Source organism: Rhodococcus sp. WB9, assembly GCF_007558985.1.
GTDB lineage: Bacteria > Actinomycetota > Actinomycetes > Mycobacteriales > Mycobacteriaceae > Rhodococcus_F > Rhodococcus_F opacus.
In genome coordinates this window covers 1,237,374-1,259,197 of the sequence record NZ_CP041769.1, presented here as the reverse complement: position 1 = coordinate 1,259,197, position 21,824 = coordinate 1,237,374, and the positions used below count along the sequence as shown (strand labels likewise).

The following is a 21,824-nucleotide window of genomic DNA, read 5'->3' as shown; positions in this document are numbered from 1 at the left end:
CAGGGGGTTGTCTATACAGGACTATACATCTAAGGCGATAAAAAACGTGAGTCAGAGCACACTGGATTCAGGACATGGGACAGAGCACCCGGGACCGACCCAGCAGCGCCGGACTCGTCACAGAGAGACAAACAGGCCTATGACACACGAGGGACCTCCCGAGATCAGCCTCGCGCCGGAGCGTCGCACCATCGACGTCGTCCCGGACGACGAGCGCCACGGATCTCCGCGCAGCCAGTTCACGCTCTGGTTCGGCGCCAACATGCAGATCACCGCGATCGTCGACGGCGCCCTCGCGGTCGTCTTCGGCGCCGACGCGCTGTGGGCCATCGTCGGCCTGCTGATCGGCAATCTCTTCGGCGGTGCCGTCATGGCGCTGCACTCCGCCCAGGGACCGCGCCTCGGCCTGCCCCAGATGATCTCGAGCCGGGCCCAGTTCGGCGTTCTGGGCGCCGTGCTGCCGCTGGTCCTCGTCGTCCTGATGTACCTCGGTTTCGCCGCCACCGGCAGCGTGCTCGCAGGTCAGGCCGTGAACGAGATCCTCCACATCGATAACCCGACGGTCGGCATCCTCATCTTCGGCGCGATGACCGCGTTCGTGGCGGTGACCGGATACAAACTCATCCATGTGGTCGGCAAGATCGCGACCGTCGTGGGCATCATCGGATTCACCTATCTCGCGATTCGCCTGTTCGCCGAGTACGACGTGGCCGCGTTCGTCGGGAACAAGGGCTTCGACATCGTCACGTTCCTCCTCGCGATCTCGCTCGGCGCCGGCTGGCAGCTGACGTTCGGACCGTACGTCGCGGACTACTCCCGCTACCTGCCGCGCTCGACGAGCGAGCGCAAGACGTTCTGGTCGACGTTCGCGGGCAGCGTGATCGGCTCGCAGTGGTCGATGACGCTGGGCGCACTCGTCGCCGCCGTGGCCGGGGATGCGTTCCTCAGCGACCAGGTCGGCTTCATCGGCGAACTCGCCGGACCCGCCGCGATCGCCCTGATGATCTACCTGGTGATCCTGGTCGGGAAGCTCACCGTCAACTGCCTCAACGCCTACGGCGGGTTCATGTCGATCCTCACCACGGTGACCGCCTTCAACGGACAGTCGCGCATCTCGTCCCGGGCCCGCACCCTGTACATCATCGGGTTCGTCGCGATCTCGATGCTCATCGCGATCGGCGCCAGCGCCGACTTCCTCAACAACTTCAAGAACTTCGTCCTAGTGCTGCTGATGGTCTTCACCCCCTGGAGCGCCATCAACCTGATCGACTACTACCTCATCTCCAAGGAGCGCGTGGACATTCCGGCGCTGTACGACCCGGCGGGCCGCTACGGCCGCTGGAACAAGACGGCGATGATCTGTTACACCGTCGGCGTTCTCGCGCAGATCCCATTCCTCGCCCAGAAGCTCTACACCGGACCCGTCACGGAAATGCTGGGCGGCGCGGACATCTCGTGGATCGTCGGCATCGTCTTCACCGGCGCCATCTACTACCCGCTCGCGCGGCGCAGCAGCAACCCACCCCCGTCGATGATCTATCCGGCCAGTACCGCCATGGCGGATTCGCGACTGTGAATCACGCTGACACCCAGACTTTTCCTTCTTCCTCGTTCGACCATCAAGGAGTACACGACATGACCACCACGACGCCTCCGGTTTCCGGACCCCGCCACGTGTCGGCGCCCCGCGGCACCGAACTGACGACACTCGGCTGGCAGCAAGAAGGCGCCCTGCGCATGCTGATGAACAACCTCGACCCCGAGGTCGCCGAGCATCCCGACTCCCTCGTCGTCTACGGCGGCACCGGCAAGGCCGCGCGCAGCTGGGAGGCGTTCGACGCGATGGTCCGGACGTTGAAGACCCTGAAGTCCGACGAGACGATGCTGGTGCAGTCCGGAAAGCCGGTGGGCGTGTTCCGCACCAGCGAGTGGGCGCCCCGAGTCCTCCTCGCGAACTCGAACCTGGTGGGCGACTGGGCCAACTGGGAGGAGTTCCGCAAGCTCGACGCCCTCGGCCTGATCATGTACGGGCAGATGACGGCCGGGTCGTGGATCTACATCGGCACGCAGGGCATCCTGCAGGGCACGTACGAGACGTTCGGCGCGGTGGGCCGGAAGCGCTTCGGCGGTTCGCTCGCGGGCACCATCACGCTGACGGCCGGGCTCGGCGGCATGGGCGGCGCTCAGCCCCTCGCCGTGACGATGAACGACGGCGTCGCGATCTGCGTCGACTGCGACGTCACCCGCATCGACCGCCGGATCGCGCACAAGTACCTCGACACCAAGGCCACCGACATCCACGACGCCCTGCGTCTCGCGATCGAGGCCCGCGACGCGAAGCGTCCGCTGTCGATCGGCCTCGAAGGCAACGCCGCGGAGATCTTCCCCGAACTGCTCGCCATGAACGCCCCCATCGACATCGTCACCGACCAGACGTCGGCACACGACCCGCTGTCGTACCTGCCGCTCGGGGTCGATTTCGCCGACATGAAGGCGATGGCCGACAAGGACCCGGTGAAGTTCACCGAGGACTCCCGCGCGTCGATGGCACGGCACGTCGCCGCGATGGTCGGCTTCCTCGACAAGGGCGCCGAGGTGTTCGACTACGGCAACTCCATCCGTGACGAGGCCCGCAAGGCCGGCTACGACCGCGCGTTCGACTTCCCCGGATTCGTGCCCGCCTACATCCGTCCGCTGTTCGAGGAGGGCCTCGGCCCGTTCCGCTGGGCCGCGCTGTCGGGTGACCCGAAGGACATCGCCGCCACCGACAAGGCGATCCTCGAACTGTTCCCCGAGAACGAGCACCTCAAGCGCTGGATCACGATGGCGGGCGAGAAGGTGGCGTTCGAGGGCCTGCCGGCCCGGATCTGCTGGCTCGGTTACGGCGAACGGCACAAGGCCGGCCTGAAGTTCAACGAGATGGTGGCGTCCGGCGAGCTGTCCGCGCCCGTCGCCATCGGCCGCGACCACCTCGACTCCGGATCCGTCGCGTCCCCGTACCGCGAGACCGAGTCGATGCTCGACGGCTCCGACGCGATCGCCGACTGGCCGCTGCTCAACGCACTCGTCAACACCGCGTCGGGGGCGTCGTGGGTGTCCATCCACCAGGGCGGCGGCGTCGGCATGGGACGGTCCATCCACGCCGGTCAGGTGTGCATCGCGGACGGCACCGATCTGGCCGCCGAGAAGCTGGAGCGCGTCCTGACCAACGATCCCGGCATGGGCGTCATCCGGCACGCCGACGCCGGATACGACCACGCGATCGACGTCGCCAAGGAGCGCGGCGTGCGCGTGCCGATGTCCGAAGGATGACCGCAGGCCCGAGCGACCGTATTTTCGAACCACTGGAAGGAACAGCAGTGACAGCGAACACCTCCCGCTCCACAGTGCTGACCGGCATCGGCACCCTGGTGACCAACGACCCGACAGTGGGGGAAGGTCCGCTCGGGCTGATCCGCGACGCCGCCGTCGTCTTCGACGGCGGCGTGGTGGCCTGGGTCGGCCGCGCCGACTCGGCGCCTGCCGGCGACGTCGGGCACGATCTCGACGGCCGGGCGGTGCTGCCGGGCTTCGTGGAGAGCCACTCGCACCTCGTGTTCGGCGGGGAACGCGCTGAGGAATTCGCGGCGCGCATGGCGGGACAGCCGTACGCGGCGGGAGGTATCCGCAACACGATCGAGGCGACGCGGAACGCGACCGACGAACAGCTCGAGGCGAACACGCGGCGGCTGCTGGACGAGTCCCTGCGTTCGGGCAGCACCACCGTGGAGTGCAAGACCGGGTACGGGCAGACGGTCGCGCACGAACTGCGCAGCACGACGATCGCGGCGTCCCTCACCGACGAGGTGACGCTGCTTGCCGCTCACGTTCCGCCGCCGGAATACGCGGGGCGCGCCGACGACTACGTCGCCATGGTGTGCGCGGAGATGATCGACGCCTGTGCACCGCAGGCGAAATGGATCGACGTGTTCTGCGAGACCGGCGCGTTCGACCGCGATCAGGCACACGCGGTTCTCACCGCCGGAATGGCGAAGGGGCTCATCCCCCGCGTCCATGGCAACCAGCTCCGCGAGGGCCCCGGAGTCCAGCTCGCCGTCGAACTGGGGGCCGCGTCCGTCGACCACGTCTGCTACACCACGCAGGCCGACATCGATGCGCTGGCACAGAGTTCGACGGTGGCCACTCTCCTGCCCGGTGCGGATTTCTCGACCCGGAACAAGTACCCGGACGCCCGGGCCCTGCTCGACGCGGGGGTCACGGTGGCGCTCGGTGCGGATTGCAACCCCGGCACCAGCTACACCACCAGCCTGCCGTTCTGCATCGCGATCGCGGTGCGGGACATGCACATGACCCCGGACGAAGCCGTCTGGGCGGCGACCGCGGGCGGTGCCCGGGCACTGCAACGTGCCGACGTCGGGGTCCTGCGCCCCGGAGCGCGGGCCGATGTCCTCGCCCTCGACGCACCGTCGTACCTACACTTGGCCTACCGGCCCGGCGTCCCCCTGGTCCGCGATGTGTGGCGGGGCGGCGAACTCGCCTGGTCCGCGCACACCGGTCACGAGAAAGCGAGGGCCCTGCGATGATGGAGAACCTGCTGATTCCCCCACCCCCCTGGATCGGCAGGGTGGACGGCACGTCGAGTCACCACCTCCGCTGGCACCAGGCGGTCACGCCACTTCACGACGACTCCGAACCCGGCGCCTGCGTGTTCGTCGGCTTCTCGAGCGACGAGGGCGTGGAGCGGAACAAGGGTCGCCGCGGGGCGGCCCGCGGGCCGGACGCGCTGCGGGCCGCGCTGGCGTCGATGGCGCTCGCCGAGCCGCTCCGCGCGTACGACGCCGGCACCGTCGCGGTCACCGACAACCGCCTCGAAGCCGGGCAGATGGCTCTCGGCGCCGTCGTAGCCGCGACCCTCGACGCCGGCCAGTTCCCGGTGGTCCTCGGCGGCGGCCACGAGGTTGCCTACGGCACGTACCTCGGTCTGGCGCAGGCAGCCGTCCGCACACCCAAGCGGCGGATCGGGATCCTGAACCTGGACGCCCACTTCGACCTGCGGTCCGATCCGGTCCCCAGTTCGGGCACACCGTTCCGGCAGATCCTCGAACAGGAGCACGCGGCGGGCACCGCCCTGCAGTACTCCGTGCTCGGCATCAGCCAGCCGAGCAACACCACCGCGCTGTTCGACACCGCACGCGGATACGACGTCCGGTACCTCCTGGACGACGACTGCTCGGTCTCCGACCGGCACCGGGTGGCCGTCTTCGTCAGCGAGTTCCTGTCGGACGTCGATCTCGTCTACCTCACCATCGACCTCGACGTCCTTCCCGCCGCCGTCGCACCGGGAGTGAGCGCTCCCGCCGCGTACGGTGTGCCTGCGGAGACGATCCAATTCGTGTGCGACGCCGTCGCCGCCAGTGGCAAGCTCGCCGTGTGCGATGTGGCCGAACTCAATCCGTCGTTCGACATCGACAACCGCACCGCCCGCACCGCGGCCCGGTTGATCCATCGGATCGTCACGAAGCGGGTTCCCATCGTCCGCTGAGGTCGCCCGGAACCGTCCGCTCAGCGCTCCCACAGGACGGCGCGCAGACGGGTGACGAACGAGGCCGGGTCCTCGGCGAAGCCTATGTGGCCGCCGGGGAACATTGTGGGATCGACGCCCAGTTCGGTGGCGAGCGCCCGCGACGTACGATCGCAGAGCTGACCACCGGACTCCTCGCCGATCCCGACCACGACGCGGGTGGGGGCCGAGCGCAGGGCGGAGATGTCCGGGCACCAGCGGGTGGTCGGGCGCAGCATGTGCGCGTGCTGGAAGTAGTCGTCGGCCTCGGTCTGCGCATCCCGTTCGCCCGCGAACATCTGCTGGAACAGCTCCTCGGGCAGGTGGATGTTCGCCAGGGCCAGGAACTTCCTTCCCGCCCCCACGACGTCCCCGGCGAGGTGCGCGTCGATGATGTCGTCGGTCTTCACCCGCAACTGCTCGCGGTCGGCGAGGAGCTCGTCCAGCGGCGGCTCGTGGGCGATCACGGTGTGGACCAGCTCGGGATGCGCCTGCACGAGCGCGAGCGCGCTGACGGCTCCGCCACTGGAGCCGAACACCACGGCAGGGCCCGCGTCGAGGTGCATCAGGAGCCGGGCGAGGTCGTCGGCGCGCATCTCGGGGGTCGAATCGCGGTCGCGGTCGTCGACCGGGCTGCGGTGGATGCCCCGCGGGTCCGTCGTGAGCACGGTGTAGTCGGACGAGAGCAGATCGGCGGCGGGCGCGAAGGAGTCGGCGTCCATCGGGGCGCCGACGAGCACGACGACGGGGCCCGTGCCCCGTACCTCGTAGTACAGCCTGGCACCGGGGACCTCGAGGGTCCGGGCATCGGCGGTGGCGGTGGCGGTCGATGGGCGATTCATCGAGTTCTCCTCGTTCGGGGTGGTGATTCTCGGTCGCAGGTAGGACCGCCGCCGACGGGCAGAATCATCGGTCGTCGAGAAAATTTCTTCCGCAGACCTGGTACGGCGCCCCGGATCCGAAGGAATCGTGGGCGTACCACTGGAAGCACGCGCGCCAGGATGCGAGGATGATATCCACGCGAACGGGATCTCGATGTGAGGTCCCGGGCGGCAACTGCAGGGAGTGAACGGTATGGCGCAGGGTGTTGTGAAGTGGTTCAACAGCGAGAAGGGCTTCGGATTCATAGCGCCGGACGACGGCAGCGCGGACGTGTTCGTTCACTACTCCGAGATCTCGGGCAGCGGCTACAAGTCGCTGGAGGAGAACCAGCGGGTGGAATTCGAGGTCGGACAGGGCCAGAAGGGCCCGCAGGCCCAGAATGTCCGGGCCGTCTGACCGACGCCCCGATGACACTGTGACGAAGTCGCACATGCCACTGCGACGATGTCGCACATGCCACTGCGACGATGTCGCACATGCCACTGCGACGATGTCGCACATGCCACTGCGACGATGTCGCAGATGACACTATGACGACGAGGTCGCACCCCAGCGGTGCGGCCTCGTTGTCGCAGTAGGCCCCGGGACAGCTATCTCGAGAGGCCGAAGCTTCCCACCTGGTTGCCGCCCACGTACACGGCCCCGGTGTAGGTCCCGTCTGCGTTGGGGGACATCCTGTCGGTCAGGAACCCCAGACCCGATGGGCCGTAATCGATGACGGTGTCTCCGTTCCCGTCCTGCGAGGTCGTGCCCGCGAGTCCGGTCAGACCGAACGCGAAGTTGTTGACGACCGTGCCGCCCTGGAACGTCTTGCCCTTCCAGATCAACTCACCCGCCGGCGCGGTGGTCGTTCCCTGATAGGTGCCGGACGGCTCGGCGGCGGGTTCCGCCACGCCCGTCCCCGCGCCGGCGAGAACGGCGCCGATCATCGTTCCTGCGGTGACTATCCCTCGTGCAATCGCGCGCATGATGCCTCCCTCCACCGTGCCGCGCGGGATGTGCGCTGCCCGTGCGGGGTCGAGTACCCGCCTTCCGTGCCGTGGACACCGGCACCCCTGGACAAATCCGATGGTCTCCTTCATAGTCGATATGCCACCAAGTGGCATTGCCATTTCACTAGATGGCAATTTGATCTTTCGATAGGAGTTTCCGTGACCGATCAGCTGCTCGATGCCGCCGAGTTCCGCTCCACAGTGCGTGGGTTCGCCAACCGCGAGATCCACCCCGGCGCGGCGTTCCGCGACGAGACGCGGGAGTTCCCGGCGGAGTTGGTGAAACGACTGGGCGAACAGGACCTGATGGGCATCTCGGTGCCCGAGGAATTCGGCGGACTGGGCCTGTCCACGAAGACACAGCTGATCGCCATCGAGGAGGTGGCCCGCACCGACGCCGCCCTCGCCTCGATCTACACCGCGCATTACCTGGGGCTCGAGCCGATCCTCGTCGGCGGAACCGAGGAGCAGAAGCGCCGGTGGCTGCCCCGGCTCGCGTCCGGCGAACTGCTCGCCGGGTTCGCCCTCACCGAACCGGACGCCGGCTCCGACATCGCCTCGATGCGCACGACGGCGCGGCGCGAGGACGACGGGTGGCACCTGTCCGGTTCGAAGACGTACATCTCCAACGCCAAGGAGGCCGATCTGGTCGTCCTCTTCGCCAAGACCGATCCGTCCGCAGGCTTCCGCGGCATCACCGCGTTCGTCCTCCCCCAGGGCACCCCCGGCGTGAGTTACTCGGAGCCCCAGGACAAGCTGGGCATCCGGTCCGCCCCCACCTACACCGTCTACCTCGACGACGTGGTGCTTCCCCACGACGCCGTGGTGGGAACGGAGGGCCGCGGCGGCAACATCGCGCTCACCGCCCTCAACCGTGCCCGCATCGACGTGGCGGCGATGGCCAACGGAATCGCCCTGCGCGCGTGGGAACTGGGCCGCTCCTACGCGTCCGAACGCAAACAGTTCGGACATCCCATCGCCGAATTCCAGGCGATTCAGCTGCTACTGGGTGCGTGCGACGCGCGACTCGTCGCCTCCCGCGTCACCGCGGACTGGGCGGCGGAGGTGAAGGATGCCGGGGCCGACCTGCGCCGCGCCGCGTCCGTGTCGAAGTACGTGGCCACGGAGGCCTGCTTCTCGATCGTCGACCAGACCGTGCAGATTCACGGCGGTGCCGGTTTCATGCGCGAATCCGAGATCGAACGCCTCTACCGCGACTGCCGGATCCTCCGGATCTTCGAGGGCACCTCGCAGATCCAGCTGCTCACCATCGCCTCCAACGCACCGTCCCCGCGCTCGACCGAATTCTGAGAAGGGCCCGTCATGCCTACCCTGCCTCCCCTCGACGGCATCCGCGTCGTCGATCTCTCCCGCGTCCTGGCCGGACCGTACTGCACGGCGCTGCTCGCGGACGCCGGCGCCGACGTCGTCAAGATCGAACCCGCCGCTGGCGAGGACTCGCGGCACCTGGGCCCGTTCCGCGACGGCGAGAGCATCTATTTCAACGTACTGAATCGCGGAAAACGCTCGCTGGCACTGAATCTCAAGGACGACGCGGATCGGACGGTGCTGTTCGATCTCCTCGACACGGCGGACGTTCTCGTCGAGAACTTCCGGCCCGGGGTGACCGCCCGGCTCGGCATCGACTACCAGACCGTCCACACCCGCACCCCCCGGCTCGTCTACGCGTCCATCTCCGGCTTCGGGCAGGACGGGCCGCTCGCGGGTTCGGCCGCCTACGACCTCGTCGTGCAGGCGATGTCGGGGGTCATGAGCATCACCGGTTCCCCCGAATCCGGACCGACCCGGCTCGGCGAATCGTTCGGTGACCTCGTCGCGGGACTGTTCGCGGCATGGGGCATCAGCTCCGCCCTCGTCGGCACCCGGGAATCGGGTGTGGGGCAACACCTCGACGTCGCCATGTTCGACAGCATGCTGGCCATGCTCCCCACCGCGCACAGCCAGTGGCAGGCATCGGGGGTCGCGCCGGTGGGCGTGGGTAATCGCCATCCCGTCTCCACCCCGTTCGACACGTACCGGGCGTCGGACGGCCTGTTCGTCCTCGCCGTCGCCAGCCGGTCCGGATTCGAGAAGCTCGCGCACACCATGGACCGTGCAGACCTTCTCGGCGACAACCGTTTCGCCGACGACACGTCCCGCACCGATCACGAACCCGCCCTGCGTGCGGAGATCGAGATCTGGGCGAAGGACAAGACGGTCGCCGAGGTGGTCGCGATCCTCGGCGCGGCCGGACTGGCGAGCTCCGAGATCTGGAACGTCGAACAAGCGTTGTCGTCCGAGCAGAGCCGGCACCGCGGACTCGTGGAGTCGTTCGATCATCCGGTCGCGGGAACGATCGACTACGTCCGGCAGCCGGTCGTGTTCGGCGACAGCGCGCGCCCCGGGGTCCGCCGCAGCCCACTGCTCGACGAACACCGGCAGCCCCTGCTGTCCGAGATCGCGTCGCGGTAGATTCACGCCGACACCCGCGACCGTCAGGAGACGACCCATGGCCCCCGGAGATGTGACCCGCAGCGCGAGCCGCACCTTCGAACTGCTCGGCGCGATCACCGAGCAGGGCGGGTTGACGCTCGGCGACGCCGCGAAAGCGGCCGGTCTCGCCACCAGTACCGCGCTGCGCCTGATTCGCAGCATGGAGCAGAGCGAGTTCCTGGTCCGCGGCGACGACAACGTCTACCGGGCCGGGCCGCGACTTCTCCAGATCGGCGCCCGGGCGATCAGCGACAACCAGCTGCTGTCCCGGGCCCGGCCCGCGATGGTCGCGATCGCGGAGGAAACCCGCGAATCCACGTACCTGTCGACCCACGGCCCGAAGGGCACCGCCCTGTATCTCGCGCAGATCGAGGGTACCCACGCGATCCGGCACATGGGATGGGTGGGGCAGACGGTGCCGCTCGAGGGCACGGCCGTCGGCGCCGCACTGCGGGGCGACCTGCGCAGCGAGGGGTATGCGATCGCCCACGACACCATCGAGGACCACTCGACCGGTGTGGCGGCCCCGATCTACGACGCGGTGGGGCGGATCGTGGGCGCGCTGAGCGTCGTCGGGCCGACGTTCCGCCTCGACGACGCACTCTGCGCGCAGCACGGCCTGGTTCTCGTCGAGCGTTGCCGTGCGCTGTCGACCGAACTGGGCTCCCCGGCCCCGTGAGCACCGATCAGCTGCCCATGCTGGTCCGGACGAACTCGCGGAACGTGAGGACCATCGGCTCGCGGGCCCGGCCGCGCCGGTAGATCAGCGAGAACGGCGCCTGATAACCGAACGACGCCGGCAGGATCGGACGCAGCCGGTTCCGGTCCACCCAGTACTCCGCGTAGTGCTCGGGCAGGTATCCGATGTACGCGCCGGACAGCACGAGGATGAGCTGCGCTTCCATGTTCTCCACCGTCGCCGAGGGTTGCGGGAACCCCTGGCGGGCGAGTTCCTGCTCGGACCAGTAGCCGCGGGTCACCATCCGCTGTTGCGTGATGACCTCCGGCGGCACCCGCTTCCTGCCGAACAGCGGGTGCTTGTCGCTGCAGTACAGCCAGTGCTGCTCCCGGTGCAGCGCCTGGGAGACGAGGCCGTTCATCGGTGAGGCGAACGCGCCGACCGCGACGTCGATGCGGTCGTCGAGCACGCCGACCTGCAGTTCGTGCGGCGTCTGGATCTTCAGGTCGAGGTAGACGGCGGGGTGGTCCTTGCTGAACACGCCGATCACGTCGGCGAGCGGCAAGGTGGCGTCGGTGACGGTGGAATCGAGAACCCCGATGGTGAGGGTTCCCCTGAGCTCCCCCTGCAGCGCGGCGCCGTAGCGTTCGAAGCCCTCGAGTTCGCCGAGGATGCGCAGGCATTCCTTGTGGTAGAGCTCGCCCTTGCTGGTGAGACCGAAGCCGCCGCGGCCGCGGTGGCACAGCACGATGCCGAGGTGGCGCTCGAGCTGGCTCATGTAGGTGCTGATCGCGGAGGCGGACAGTCCGAGTTCCTGCTGCGCGGGCGCGAACCCCTGGTGGCGGACGACGGCCGCGAAGATCTGGAGGAGCTTCAGATCGGGCAGCGAGCTGCGCATCGCACTCCTCCGGCGGGGTCGAAAACAGGGTGTGAGCTGGCTCGCACCATCACTTCACGATTTTCTGAAGTGATTATTTGTATCAAGTGATTTATTTCACGTCAATATTCTCCTACCGTCTAGGGCAACGGTCTGACGAGACCGGCACCGACGGGACCACCGCCCGTCATCACCGATCCGCTAGGACACGTGAAGGACGCACCATGGACATCACCATCATCCTGATCTACCTGGGCGCGATGCTCGCGTTCGGCTGGTGGGGCAAACGCCGGGCGAGCAACTCCAGCGAATACCTCGTCGCCGGCCGCCGCCTCGGCGGATTCCTCTACACCAGCACGATGGCGGCGGTCGTCATCGGCGGCGCCTCCACCGTCGGTGGCGTCGGCCTCGGCTACAAGTACGGCATCTCCGGAATGTGGCTGGTCGTATCGATCGCCGCCGGTGTCCTCCTGCTCAGCCTGCTCTTCGCCGCGCGGATCCAGCGCCTGAAGGTCTACACCGTCTCCGGGATGCTCAAACTCCGGTACGGCATCGACGCCACCGGGGCGTCCGGTCTCGTGATGATGGCCTACACCCTCATGCTCACCGTCACCTCCACGATCGCCTACGCCACCATCTTCAACGTGCTGTTCGGCTTCGACCGGACCCTGTCGGTGGTCCTCGGCGGCCTCATCGTCGTGGCCTATTCCGCGATGGGCGGCATGTGGTCGATCACGCTCACCGACGTCGTCCAGTTCGTCATCAAGACCATCGGCGTCTTCGTCCTGCTCCTCCCGTTCACGTGGAGCAAGGCGGGCGGGTACGCCGGCATCAAGGAGCGCGTGGGCGAACAGGCACTCGGGCTCGGCACCATCGGCACCGGCACCATCATCACGTTCTTCGTCGTCTACACACTCGGCATCCTCATCGGACAGGACATCTGGCAGCGGGTTTTCACCGCGAAGTCGCCGGAGGTCGCACGGTGGGGCGGCGTCACCGCCGGCGTCTACTGCCTGCTGTACGGCGTCGCGGGCGCACTGATCGGGCTGGCCGCGTCGGCCCTCATGCCCGACATCGGTTCGTCCGACGACGTGTACGCCGACGTCGCCGTCCACGTCCTGCCCGTCGGTCTCAGCGGCATCGTCCTCGCCGCCGCGGTGGCCGCGATGATGTCGACCGCGTCCGGCGCGCTGATCGCCACCGCCACGGTCGCCCGGCAGGACGTCCTTCCGCTGGTCGCCCAGATCTTCGGCCGCACACGCCCCGAACTGGACACGTCCGATCCGGAAGCCGACGTGCGCGGCAACCGCCTCTACGTGATCGTGATCGGCCTCGTCAGCATCGTCATCGCCGCGCTCATCAACGACATCGTCTCCGCGCTCACGATCGCCTACGACATCCTGGTCGGCGGGCTCCTCGTCCCGATCCTCGGTGGACTGGTCTGGAAGCGCGCCACGGGAACCGCGGCGATGGCGGCCATGGCAGTGGGCACCGTGGCGACCATCGCGACGATGTTCGTCGTCGGCGACGTCATGGCGAACGAGCCGGTGTACGTCGGACTCGTCAGCGCGCTGGTGGTGTTCGTGGCCACCAGCCTGTTCACCGCACCTACCCCGGCGAACGTGATGTCCGTGTGGAACGCGCGCGTGTCGGGAAAGGCCGAGGAAGACCCGATTCCGGTCCCGGCCCCGATAGCCTGAGTGACACCGGCGCACGCGGGTGAGTGCGCACGAGCGGGAGGAAAGAACGTGCCGAAGATCGTCGACCACGACGAGCGGAGACTGGCGCTCGCCGACGCCGTCCTCGCGTTGATCGCCCGGGAGGGGATCTCCGCCGTCACCACGCGAGCGGTGGCGGAGGAGAGCGGGTGGTCGACCGGAGTGTTGAACCACTACTTCGGGTCCCGGCACGAACTGCTCCTCGCGGCGCTTCGCCGGGCCGGCGACATCCAGGGCGACCGGTACCGCACGATTCTCGACGAGGAGGGCGCCGGCCCGATCGAGAAGCTGCGGAACATCACCGCCAGCATCCTGCCGCTCGACGAACGCCGACTGGCGATGACCCGCGTGTTCCTGTTCTTCTACGCGGAGGGCGCGGCCGAGGAAACCGCGCGCGGTGAGATCGCGGCCTTCCTCGCCCGCTGGCGGGGCGTCGTGCGCGAGTCGGTCGTCGCAGCACAGCGGGAGGGCACCGTCTCCGCCGACCTCGACGCGGACGCCGTCACCGTCGCGCTGGTCGCGCTGACCGACGGTCTTGCATTACAGGCCATCCTGGATCCCGTTGTCATGGAAGCGATCAGCGCGGACGACGCGGCAGCCCGCTGCGTCGACGCCGCCGTGCGACGAACCACCGAAGAAGCGGGGGCAGTAGGCAGATGACCGACCGCGTCGTCGTTCTCGACGATTTCATTCCGGCCGACGCACTGTCCGATTCGCTTGCCGCCGCAGGTATTTCCGCGGATGTCGTGCACCAGTCCGAGTTCCCGTCCGGCCCGGGCGTCATCGCCCTGCTCGTGGGTCCGGAGACCACCGGACTCGAGCCGCGTCACCTGTCGGATCTCCCGGACCTGCGACTGTTGTCGGCCACGTCCGCCGGGTACGACCACCTGCCGGTGTCGGCGGCCCACGAACGCGGCCTCTGGGTCACGCGTGCGGTGGACTACTGCACCGAGGAGGTCGCGGATCATGCGCTCGCGCTCACCCTCGGACTGCTCCGATCCACGCACGCCCTCGACCGCTCCGTGCATGCCGGCGGGTGGGACGTCACCGCCGCGCCGCCGCGTCGGATCGCGGGAACCGTGCTGGGCCTCTACGGCTTCGGCCGGATCGCCGGCGCTTTCGCACTGCGCGCCCGAGCCGTGGGGATGACCGTCCTCGTCAGCGGCCGCGGACTGGGCGACCGCGTAGGGGAACTGGCGGCCGAGGGTATCGAGGTGGTCGGGTTCGAGGACCTGCTGCGCCGTTCCGACGTGCTGAGCCTGCATGTTCCCCTGACTCCCGAGACGCACGGCCTGATCGACGACCGCGCGCTGGCCGCGATGAAGCGCGGCGGGTATCTGGTGAACGTCTCCCGTGGCGGGCTCGTCGACCACGACGCGCTCGGAGCCGCGCTGCGCGGTGGGCACCTCGCCGGTGCGGCCGTCGATGTTCTCCCGAACGAACCGCCCGCACAGGACGATCCGATCCTGCAGATCCCGAACCTCGTGATCACCCCGCACGCCGCGTGGTACTCACCGCAGGTCGCGCACACCCTGGCGCAGCAGTCGGCGCGCAACGTCGCGGCGGTCCTGACCGGCACATCCCCGGTGGGAGTCGTTGCCGCACCGGGGATGTGATCGCCCCTGCCAGTTCTCGTGAGCCGCCGTCAGTCCTTGTAGTCAGGGGTGGTGCGGTCCAGCATCCGCAGCAGCGCCGCCCACGCCATCTCGTAGGCCTGATCGTCGGTGTAGTCGTCCGTGGCCTCGCCGGCGAACTGGCGGGCGGTGTGCTCGGCGATCTCGGGCGACGGAACGCGCAGTTCACCGGACGCCTGGGCGGCGATCTGGATGTCACACGCCTTCTCCAGATAGAACATTCGCAGAAACGCCTCGGCGGCGGATTCGCCCACGGTGAGCAGTCCGTGATTGCGCATAATCATCGCGGGGTGGTCGAGGAGGTCCTCGACCAACCGCACACGTTCGGCCGTGTTGAGCGCGATGCCCTCGTAGTCGTGGTAGCCGACCCGGTTGAAGAACTCCATCGAGATCTGGTTCAGCGGCAGCAGTCCGTGCTCCTGCGCGGCCACCGCGCACCCGGCCTTCGTGTGGGTGTGCAACACACACTGCGCGTCCGGCCGGGCCTCGTGAATCGCGCCGTGGATCACGAACCCCGCAGGGTTGACGTGATATTCGGACGGTGCGACGAGTTCGCCGTCGAGTCCGACCTTCACGAGGTTGGAGGCTGTGATTTCTTCGAAGAGCAGACCGTACGGGTTGATGAGGAAATGATGTTCGGGCCCGGGAAGCCGGACCGAGACGTGCGTGAAGATGAGGTCGGTCATCTTGAAATGCGCGAGCAGGCGGTACACCGCCGCGAGTTCACGACGCAGTTCCGCCTCGGTCTTCGCCGGGCTCGTTCGGGCCTGCGACGTAACGGTGGGTGCACTCATGCGGGATCTCCTTGATCACCGAAGGGATTTCGGCTTAAATATATCAACTGATTTATTTACATGCCAGCGTTCTGCCGATCCCGCACCCTCCGCCTCTCCATCGGCGTTCTCGCCGAGCTTCCGCACGGTAAGCCCTCGTCGTGTGACCAAAATCACGATACGAGGCGGCCGCGTGCGCGATTCGACGGGCGACCTCGCAGAACCGACGAGCGGCGGGCCCGCCGCGACGAACGGTCGCGGACGACGGGTAGTGGCGAACACCGGATGTGATCCGACGAACTTTCGGGTGTTCGCGTCACGCCACTCACTTCTACACTGGCCGCCGTGAGCCTCCAGATCAGTGATCCCGCGTCCCCGTTGCAGTCGAACCGGATTCGACATTCGGCGTTTCAGCAGAAGGTGACGTCGGCGGAGGAAGCGGTGAAGGCCATCGGTCCGGGTGACACCGTCGCTGTCAGCGGTTTCGCCAGCGCAGGGACACCCAAGGCGGTCATCCCGGCCTTGGCTGACCGGATTCACTCCGCCCGCGCGGCCGGCGCGAATTTCACCATCGACTTGCTGACCGGGGCGTCCGTGTCGACGGAGACCGAGAGGATGCTCGCCGAGATCGACGGAATCGCCCTGCGGATGCCCTACCAGGCGGAATCCACGGCGCGCCAGAAGATCAACCAGGGGCGGATGGATTACGTCGACATCCACCTCTCACACGTGGCCCAGCAGGTGTGGGAGGGCTACTACGGTGTGGTGAACGTCGCGGTCGTCGAGGTTTCCGGCATCACCGAGACCGGTGAGCTGATCCCCTCCGCGTCGGTCGGAAATAACAAGACTTGGCTCGACGTCGCGGAGAAAGTCATTCTCGAGGTCAACTCGTGGGTTCCGGACGCGATGGACGGAATCCACGACATCTACTACGGCACAGCGCTGCCCCCGCACCGCCGGCCGATCGAACTCACCGACGTCGAGGACCGCATCGGGCAACCGCATTACCGGGTGGACCCGGCCAAGGTTGTTGCGGTGGTGGAGACGAACGCCCCCGACAGTGCGAGCGCGCTTACCGCCCCGGATGCGGTCAGCGAGGCGATCGCGGCCCACGTGCTCGACTTCTTCGACCACGAGGTGAGGCGTGGCCGGCTCCCGGAGAACACCCTGCTGCCACTGCAGGCGGGCGTCGGAAACGTGGCCAATGCCGTACTCGGCGGGCTCGATCGCGGCCCGTACCGCGGTTTGACCTGCTATTCCGAGGTCATCCAGGACGGGATGCTGCACTTGATCAAGCACGGCACCGTCCGGTTCGCGTCGGCTACCGCGCTGGCACTCTCGGAGGCGGGGATCGAGGAGTTGACCTCCAACATCGACTTCTACCGGCAGCACATCCGGCTCCGTCCGCAGGAAATCAGCAACCACCCCGAGGTGGTCCGCCGATTGGGAATCATCGCGATGAACGGGATGTTGGAGGCCGACGTCTACGGGAACGTCAATTCGACGCACGTGATGGGCACCAAGATCATGAACGGCATCGGCGGTTCCGGGGACTTCGCGCGCAACGGGTACCTGTCGATGTTCCTCAGCCCGTCCACGGCGAAGAACGGGGCGATCTCGTCGATCGTCCCGATGACCCCGCACGTCGACCACACCGAGCACGACACCCAGGTGCTGGTCACCGAGCAGGGCCTCGCCGACTTGCGGGGGTTGTCGCCGCGCCGGAGGGCACGGGTGATCATCGAGCGCTGTGCGCATCCGGAATTCCGGCCGCTGCTCACCGATTACGTCGAGCGGGCGACGGCCACCCCGGGAGCCGGCCAGACGCCGCACCTGCTCGGGGAGGCGTTCTCGTTCCACCAGCGGTACGTCGAGTCCGGCTCGATGCGGCTCCAGGACGGTCCCGCCCGGTAGCCCGGACCCCCGGCAGAGCCGGACGCTGAGCGCGGCTCAGTCGAGCCGCCCACCCAGCATTCCGCGCAGCGAGCGCAGGCAGAGTTCACGTAGCTCACCCTCGGCGATCGACGGGTGATCGAGCCAGTCCATGCACACGGCGCGCACGAAGGCGATCCACCCGCGCACCGCGACGCCGACGAGTTCCCGTTCGCCGTCGGGGGGATCGAGCGCGTCGACGATGCGGCGCTGCTGGGCGTCGAGTTCCCGCTCGACGATGGCCCGGATGTCGGCGTCGGCCGACAGTGCGCCGTGGTTGATGGCCCGGACTCCGTGCCGGTGGCTCGCGACGTGCTCGAAGTACGCGTCGAGGCCGGCCGCGACCTGTTCCTCGACGGGGAGCGTGGAGTCGGGGGCCGTCACCTCGAGCAGTCGTTCGGATTCGCGTTCGACGATCGCGGCGAAGAAATCGCGCTTCGTCGGGAAGTAGTGGTACATCAATCCGCGCGACACCTCGGCGAGTTCCGCGACCTCCTCGATCCACACGTCCTCGTAGGGGCGGTCAGCGAACAGCCGCGCGCCGATGTCGAGCAACTGCGCCCGGCGCTGCTCCGGGGCGAGCCGTCGGCGGGCGCTGGTCATGCCAGTCACCGTACTGCTTGACACCGGTTCAGTAAGGCGTACCTTGCGTACTAGACATCAATTCAGTAACGCAGGCCACATCGACACGGGGGTCGACATGAGCGTCGAATCACTGCACACCACAGCGGAGGCGACCATCCCGCATCCTCGATGGCGGCTTCCCGTCGTCGGCGACGTCTTCGGGATCAGCATCCGCACTCCCGTGCAGAATTCGATGGAGATCGGCAGAAAGCTCGGGCCCATCTTCGAGCGCAACGTCCTCGGCAATCGGTTCGTATTCGCCTCCGGTGCCGACATGGTCGCGGAACTTTCCGACGAATCCCGGTTCGCGAAGCACCTGGCGCCCGGTGTCGCGTCGCTGCGTGAGGTGGGTGGCGACGGGTTGTTCACCGCCTACAACCACGAGCCGAACTGGAGCAAGGCGCACAACCTCCTCGCCCCGGCATTCACCAAATCCGCGATGCGGTCGTATCACCGCACGATGCTGGATGTCGCAGGCGAATTGGCGGAGCACTGGGACGAGCGGGTGGACGGCTCCCCCATCGACGTCTCCTCCGACATGACGAAGCTGACGCTCGAGACCATCGGCCGCACCGGCTTCAGCTATTCCTTCGACTCGTTCAGACGCGAGCGGCCGCACCCCTTCGTGCAGGCGATGGTCGGAGCGCTGAGCCATTCGCAGCGCACCACGTTCGTGAAGTCCAGCACGCTCGGGCGCCTGCTGATGCGACGGTCGGATCGACGCAACGTCGCCAACCTCGAACACATGGCCGAGGTCGTCGACGAGGTGATCCGTGCCCGTCGCGACAGCGCCGAGGCCGGCCCCGAGGACCTGCTCGAACTCATGCTGCGGGCAGCGCGGGAGGACGATCCCCATCGGATCGACGAGTTGAACATCCGCCACCAGGTGGTGACGTTCCTGGTCGCGGGGCACGAGACCACCTCCGGCGCACTGTCGTTCGCCCTGTACTATCTGTCGCGACATCCCGACGTCCTCGCGAAGGCGCAGGCGGAGGTCGACGCGGTCTGGGGCGACGAAGAGCCTGCGTTCGAGCAGATCGCGAAACTCCGCTACGTGCGCCGGGTGCTCGACGAATCGCTGCGGCTGTGGCCGACAGCCCCCGCGTACGGCAGGGAGGCGACCGTCGACACCACCCTCGTCGGCAAGTACCCGATGAAGGTTGGCGACTGGGTTCTCGTCCTCATCCCCGCCCTGCACCGCGACCCCGTGTGGGGTGACGATCCCGAGGCGTTCGACCCCGACCATTTCCTGCCCGAGCGCATCCGGTCCCGTCCCGCGCACGTGTACAAGCCGTTCGGGACCGGCGAGCGCGCCTGCATCGGACGACAGTTCGCCCTGCACGAGGCGGTCCTGGTTCTCGGCACGATCCTGCGTCGATACGACATCGTGGGCGACCCGAGCTATCGACTGAAGGTCGCCGAGCGGCTCACCCTCATGCCCGAGGGCTTCACACTGCAGATACGCCGGCGCTGACCGGTCCCTTGACAGCCACAAAGTGAGAGTTACTATCAAAATATAGTAACTTTCTTTCGAGTGGAGCTGTCATGAGTGAAACGACGGTCATCGAAGTCGTCCCCCGCCGCTGGTGGGCGCTCGGAGCCCTGTCCGTGGCCATGCTGACCATCGGACTCGACATCACGGTCCTGACGGTGGCACTGCCGACACTGGCGGTCGATCTCGGGGCGAACAACTCGCAACTGCAATGGTTCAGTTCGGCGTACACGCTGGTACTCGCCGCGGCGCTCCTGCCGGCGGGCGCGCTCGGCGACCGCTACGGCCGCAAGAAGCTTCTGCTCGGCGCACTCGTCCTGTTCGGTGTCGCGTCGCTGCTCTGCAGTTACGCGACCACGTCGGGTCAACTGATCGCCGGACGCACCCTGCTGGGGCTGGGGGCCGCGGTGATGATGCCGCTGTCGATGGCGGTGCTGCCCGTGCTGTTCCCCGAGGCCGGCGAACAGTCGCGGGCACTGACCATCTGGGTGACGTCCACCGCGATCGGCCTGCCCCTCGGCCCGATTCTCGGCGGGTGGTTGCTCGAAAACTTCTGGTGGGGATCGGTGTTCCTGATCAACGTGCCGCTGGTCGTCGTCGGCGCGATCGCCGTCGCGACCCTGGTTCCGGAATCGCGCAGCGAGGAGCAGTCGCCCACCGACTATCTCGGCGCCACACTGTCGTCATTCGGATTACTCTGCCTCACTTACGGTTTCATCAAGTCCGGCCAGGACGGCTGGGGCGACACACTGGCATTTACGTCGATCGCGGCTGCCGTGGTCGTGCTCGGACTGTTCGCGATGTGGGAGCGTCGGTCGCGTCATCCCCTGATCGACACGTCGCTGTTCGCCAGTCCCGGATTCCGCTGGGGCACGATCTTCACGACGCTGGTCAACTTCGGGATGTTCGGGCTGTTCTTCACGGTTCCGCAGTACTTCCAGGCCGTGCTCGGGGTCGACGCGCTGGGTAGCGGCCTCCGTCTGCTGCCGTTGATCGGCGGACTGCTGGTCGGCACCCGGCTCTGCGACCAACTGCTTCGGCGCGCCGGCGCCCGGCCGGTCATCGTCATCGGGTTCGCCCTCCTCACGGCGGGACTCGCGACCGGCGCCCTGACCTCCGTCGATTCCGCGTACTGGTTCACCGCGACATGGATCGCACTCGTCGGCGCGGGAATGGGTTTCGTGATGCCGGCGGCGATGGGTGCGGCCCTGGGGGCACTGTCGGCCGAACGGTCCGGTTCCGGCTCGGCGCTGATCCAGGCGCTGCGGCAGGCAGGCGGAACGATCGGGGTCGCGGTGCTGGGCACCGTGCTCGCCACCCGCTACCGGACCGAACTGGGCGCACTCGACGTGGATCCGGTCCGCGACGGCGTCAACGCCGGCGTCGCGGTGGCCGAGGCGACCGGCGACCCGTCGATGCTCGCGCACGTCCAGGCGTCGTTCCTGTCCGGGATGGGGCTCATGCTGTGGGTGTGCGCGGGCATCTGCGCCGTCGCGATGGTGCTCGCAGCGCGGTTCACGCCCCGCGATACCCCGGCCCGGGAGCAGGATGAGTCAGAATCGGTACATGTCCATTGACGCTCGACCAGGCCTGCGGGAGCGGAAGAAGGCGCGCACCCGGCTGACCATCCGTTCCGAGGCGTTTCGGTTGTTCCGTGAACAGGGCTACGCCGAAACCACGATCGAGCAGATCGCGGAGGCGGCGGACGTGTCGCCGAGCACGTTCTTCCGATACTTCCCCACCAAGGAACAACTGGTGCTCGCCGACGACCTCGATCCGATCATGATCGAGGCGATCGAAGCGCAACCGCCGGACGTCCCGCTGATCACCGCATTCCGGAAGGCAGCCGAGTCCGTGTTCGCCGGCCTGTCCCAGGCAGACTTGGACTTCGAGCGGAAGCGTCAGGAACTGCTGTACTCGGTCCCGGAACTTCGCGGTGCCATCATGCAGGAAATGGTGCGCAGCATCGACATGATCGCGGGTGTCATGGCGCGCAGGGTCGGACGCACCGCCGACGACTTCGAGGTCCGCGCGCTCGCCGGGGCGATCGTCGGGGTCATCCTCGGTGTGGTCGATCTGCTTCCCGGTGATCTGCCACTCGCCCTGCGCGCATTGGAGTTCCTCGAGGACGGGTTGCCGCTCGGGCGTGCCACGTCGTAGACCCGGCA

At 67.5% G+C, this 21,824-nt stretch carries 20 protein-coding genes; 15 read left to right on the top strand and 5 right to left on the bottom strand.

Going from position 1 to position 21,824, the window contains the following annotated elements; translation table 11 throughout:
- The first annotated feature begins 139 nt into the window (after nucleotides 1-139).
- The 4 genes from FND50_RS06065 to hutG are packed head-to-tail and all read left to right on the top strand — an operon-like array spanning nucleotide 140 to nucleotide 5,542.
- Nucleotides 140-1,576, top strand: coding sequence for a cytosine permease (locus FND50_RS06065; RefSeq protein WP_005258709.1), 1,437 nt, complete (start codon nucleotides 140-142; stop codon nucleotides 1,574-1,576).
- Between the two features lie 59 nt (nucleotides 1,577-1,635).
- Entirely contained in the window at nucleotides 1,636-3,312 is a 1,677-nt protein-coding gene (gene hutU, locus FND50_RS06060) for a urocanate hydratase (RefSeq protein ID WP_144285121.1), read from the top strand.
- Between the two features lie 47 nt (nucleotides 3,313-3,359).
- Nucleotides 3,360-4,583 carry an imidazolonepropionase gene (gene hutI, locus FND50_RS06055; RefSeq protein WP_144285120.1) on the top strand — a complete coding sequence of 408 codons (1,224 nt, stop codon included), beginning with the start codon at nucleotides 3,360-3,362 and terminating at the stop codon, nucleotides 4,581-4,583.
- Nucleotides 4,580-5,542 carry a formimidoylglutamase gene (gene hutG / locus FND50_RS06050; protein ID WP_120659739.1) on the top strand — a complete coding sequence of 321 codons (963 nt, stop codon included), beginning with the start codon at nucleotides 4,580-4,582 and terminating at the stop codon, nucleotides 5,540-5,542. The genes hutI and hutG overlap by 4 nt, the downstream gene beginning before the upstream one ends.
- Before the next feature lie 20 nt (nucleotides 5,543-5,562).
- On the opposite strand, the gene FND50_RS06045 is transcribed toward hutG, so the two are convergent.
- Nucleotides 5,563-6,402, bottom strand: a complete 840-nt coding sequence (locus tag FND50_RS06045) for an alpha/beta fold hydrolase (protein WP_144285119.1) — start codon at nucleotides 6,400-6,402, stop codon at nucleotides 5,563-5,565.
- Between the two features lie 232 nt (nucleotides 6,403-6,634).
- Here FND50_RS06045 and FND50_RS06040 point away from each other — a divergent pair, with 232 nt between their 5' ends.
- Nucleotides 6,635-6,838, top strand: coding sequence for a cold-shock protein (locus tag FND50_RS06040; protein ID WP_005244612.1), 204 nt, complete (start codon nucleotides 6,635-6,637; stop codon nucleotides 6,836-6,838).
- Between the two features lie 194 nt (nucleotides 6,839-7,032).
- On the opposite strand, the gene FND50_RS06035 is transcribed toward FND50_RS06040, so the two are convergent.
- Nucleotides 7,033-7,410: a hypothetical protein gene (locus FND50_RS06035; protein ID WP_144285118.1), complete on the bottom strand. Its 378-nt coding sequence runs from the start codon at nucleotides 7,408-7,410 to the stop codon at nucleotides 7,033-7,035.
- A gap of 183 nt (nucleotides 7,411-7,593) precedes the next feature.
- On the opposite strand from FND50_RS06035, the gene FND50_RS06030 reads away from it, so the two are divergent.
- From FND50_RS06030 to FND50_RS06020, 3 genes are read left to right on the top strand one after another with little or no spacing between them, the layout of a single operon-like run.
- Nucleotides 7,594-8,745 (top strand): acyl-CoA dehydrogenase family protein, encoded by a 1,152-nt coding sequence (locus tag FND50_RS06030; protein WP_144285117.1) that lies wholly within the window; start codon nucleotides 7,594-7,596, stop codon nucleotides 8,743-8,745.
- A 12-nt stretch (nucleotides 8,746-8,757) separates the two neighbouring features.
- Nucleotides 8,758-9,906: a CaiB/BaiF CoA-transferase family protein gene (locus FND50_RS06025; RefSeq protein WP_144285116.1), complete on the top strand. Its 1,149-nt coding sequence runs from the start codon at nucleotides 8,758-8,760 to the stop codon at nucleotides 9,904-9,906.
- 37 nt (nucleotides 9,907-9,943) lie between these two features.
- Nucleotides 9,944-10,606 carry an IclR family transcriptional regulator gene (locus FND50_RS06020; protein ID WP_144285115.1) on the top strand — a complete coding sequence of 221 codons (663 nt, stop codon included), beginning with the start codon at nucleotides 9,944-9,946 and terminating at the stop codon, nucleotides 10,604-10,606.
- A 7-nt stretch (nucleotides 10,607-10,613) separates the two neighbouring features.
- Here FND50_RS06020 and FND50_RS06015 read toward each other — a convergent pair whose 3' ends face one another.
- Nucleotides 10,614-11,504, bottom strand: coding sequence for a LysR family transcriptional regulator (locus tag FND50_RS06015; protein ID WP_005244617.1), 891 nt, complete (start codon nucleotides 11,502-11,504; stop codon nucleotides 10,614-10,616).
- Nucleotides 11,505-11,707: 203 nt separating this feature from the next.
- Between FND50_RS06015 and FND50_RS06010 the strand changes: the two genes are divergently transcribed.
- From FND50_RS06010 to FND50_RS06000, 3 genes are read left to right on the top strand one after another with little or no spacing between them, the layout of a single operon-like run.
- Entirely contained in the window at nucleotides 11,708-13,183 is a 1,476-nt protein-coding gene (locus tag FND50_RS06010; protein ID WP_144285114.1) for a sodium:solute symporter, read from the top strand.
- A 48-nt stretch (nucleotides 13,184-13,231) separates the two neighbouring features.
- Nucleotides 13,232-13,861, top strand: coding sequence for a TetR/AcrR family transcriptional regulator (locus FND50_RS06005; protein WP_005258663.1), 630 nt, complete (start codon nucleotides 13,232-13,234; stop codon nucleotides 13,859-13,861).
- Nucleotides 13,858-14,817 carry a C-terminal binding protein gene (locus FND50_RS06000; protein ID WP_144285113.1) on the top strand — a complete coding sequence of 320 codons (960 nt, stop codon included), beginning with the start codon at nucleotides 13,858-13,860 and terminating at the stop codon, nucleotides 14,815-14,817. The genes FND50_RS06005 and FND50_RS06000 overlap by 4 nt, the downstream gene beginning before the upstream one ends.
- Before the next feature lie 29 nt (nucleotides 14,818-14,846).
- Here FND50_RS06000 and FND50_RS05995 read toward each other — a convergent pair whose 3' ends face one another.
- Nucleotides 14,847-15,629: a class II aldolase/adducin family protein gene (locus tag FND50_RS05995; RefSeq protein ID WP_144285112.1), complete on the bottom strand. Its 783-nt coding sequence runs from the start codon at nucleotides 15,627-15,629 to the stop codon at nucleotides 14,847-14,849.
- Nucleotides 15,630-15,986: 357 nt separating this feature from the next.
- On the opposite strand from FND50_RS05995, the gene FND50_RS05985 reads away from it, so the two are divergent.
- Nucleotides 15,987-17,522, top strand: coding sequence for an acetyl-CoA hydrolase/transferase family protein (locus tag FND50_RS05985; RefSeq protein ID WP_144288988.1), 1,536 nt, complete (start codon nucleotides 15,987-15,989; stop codon nucleotides 17,520-17,522).
- A 36-nt stretch (nucleotides 17,523-17,558) separates the two neighbouring features.
- On the opposite strand, the gene FND50_RS05980 is transcribed toward FND50_RS05985, so the two are convergent.
- Complete coding sequence (locus FND50_RS05980; RefSeq protein ID WP_005258658.1) at nucleotides 17,559-18,143, bottom strand: TetR/AcrR family transcriptional regulator; 585 nt, start codon at nucleotides 18,141-18,143, stop codon at nucleotides 17,559-17,561.
- Between the two features lie 97 nt (nucleotides 18,144-18,240).
- On the opposite strand from FND50_RS05980, the gene FND50_RS05975 reads away from it, so the two are divergent.
- The 3 genes from FND50_RS05975 to FND50_RS05965 all read left to right on the top strand — a co-directional run bounded on the left by FND50_RS05975 (nucleotide 18,241) and on the right by FND50_RS05965 (nucleotide 21,816).
- Nucleotides 18,241-19,638 carry a cytochrome P450 gene (locus tag FND50_RS05975; RefSeq protein ID WP_144285111.1) on the top strand — a complete coding sequence of 466 codons (1,398 nt, stop codon included), beginning with the start codon at nucleotides 18,241-18,243 and terminating at the stop codon, nucleotides 19,636-19,638.
- Nucleotides 19,639-19,709: 71 nt separating this feature from the next.
- Complete coding sequence (locus FND50_RS05970; RefSeq protein WP_144285110.1) at nucleotides 19,710-21,233, top strand: MFS transporter; 1,524 nt, start codon at nucleotides 19,710-19,712, stop codon at nucleotides 21,231-21,233.
- Nucleotides 21,223-21,816 carry a TetR family transcriptional regulator gene (locus FND50_RS05965; RefSeq protein WP_144285109.1) on the top strand — a complete coding sequence of 198 codons (594 nt, stop codon included), beginning with the start codon at nucleotides 21,223-21,225 and terminating at the stop codon, nucleotides 21,814-21,816. Before FND50_RS05970 ends, FND50_RS05965 begins: the two co-directional genes overlap by 11 nt.
- The last annotated feature ends 8 nt before the right edge of the window (nucleotides 21,817-21,824 follow it).

What these genes read in the sequence shown, in the direction of transcription:
- FND50_RS06065 (WP_005258709.1), top strand. Translation starts at nt 140, where the DNA reads ATGACACACGAGGGACCTCCCGAGATCAGCCTCGCGCCGGAGCGTCGC.
- hutU (WP_144285121.1), top strand. Translation starts at nt 1,636, where the DNA reads ATGACCACCACGACGCCTCCGGTTTCCGGACCCCGCCACGTGTCGGCG.
- hutG (WP_120659739.1), top strand. Translation starts at nt 4,580, where the DNA reads ATGATGGAGAACCTGCTGATTCCCCCACCCCCCTGGATCGGCAGGGTG.
- FND50_RS06045 (WP_144285119.1), bottom strand. Translation starts at nt 6,402, where the DNA reads ATGAATCGCCCATCGACCGCCACCGCCACCGCCGATGCCCGGACCCTC.
- FND50_RS06040 (WP_005244612.1), top strand. Translation starts at nt 6,635, where the DNA reads ATGGCGCAGGGTGTTGTGAAGTGGTTCAACAGCGAGAAGGGCTTCGGA.
- FND50_RS06035 (WP_144285118.1), bottom strand. Translation starts at nt 7,410, where the DNA reads ATGCGCGCGATTGCACGAGGGATAGTCACCGCAGGAACGATGATCGGC.
- FND50_RS06025 (WP_144285116.1), top strand. Translation starts at nt 8,758, where the DNA reads ATGCCTACCCTGCCTCCCCTCGACGGCATCCGCGTCGTCGATCTCTCC.
- FND50_RS06020 (WP_144285115.1), top strand. Translation starts at nt 9,944, where the DNA reads ATGGCCCCCGGAGATGTGACCCGCAGCGCGAGCCGCACCTTCGAACTG.
- FND50_RS06015 (WP_005244617.1), bottom strand. Translation starts at nt 11,504, where the DNA reads ATGCGCAGCTCGCTGCCCGATCTGAAGCTCCTCCAGATCTTCGCGGCC.
- FND50_RS06010 (WP_144285114.1), top strand. Translation starts at nt 11,708, where the DNA reads ATGGACATCACCATCATCCTGATCTACCTGGGCGCGATGCTCGCGTTC.
- FND50_RS06000 (WP_144285113.1), top strand. Translation starts at nt 13,858, where the DNA reads ATGACCGACCGCGTCGTCGTTCTCGACGATTTCATTCCGGCCGACGCA.
- FND50_RS05995 (WP_144285112.1), bottom strand. Translation starts at nt 15,629, where the DNA reads ATGAGTGCACCCACCGTTACGTCGCAGGCCCGAACGAGCCCGGCGAAG.
- FND50_RS05980 (WP_005258658.1), bottom strand. Translation starts at nt 18,143, where the DNA reads ATGACCAGCGCCCGCCGACGGCTCGCCCCGGAGCAGCGCCGGGCGCAG.
- FND50_RS05975 (WP_144285111.1), top strand. Translation starts at nt 18,241, where the DNA reads ATGAGCGTCGAATCACTGCACACCACAGCGGAGGCGACCATCCCGCAT.
- FND50_RS05970 (WP_144285110.1), top strand. Translation starts at nt 19,710, where the DNA reads ATGAGTGAAACGACGGTCATCGAAGTCGTCCCCCGCCGCTGGTGGGCG.
- FND50_RS05965 (WP_144285109.1), top strand. Translation starts at nt 21,223, where the DNA reads ATGTCCATTGACGCTCGACCAGGCCTGCGGGAGCGGAAGAAGGCGCGC.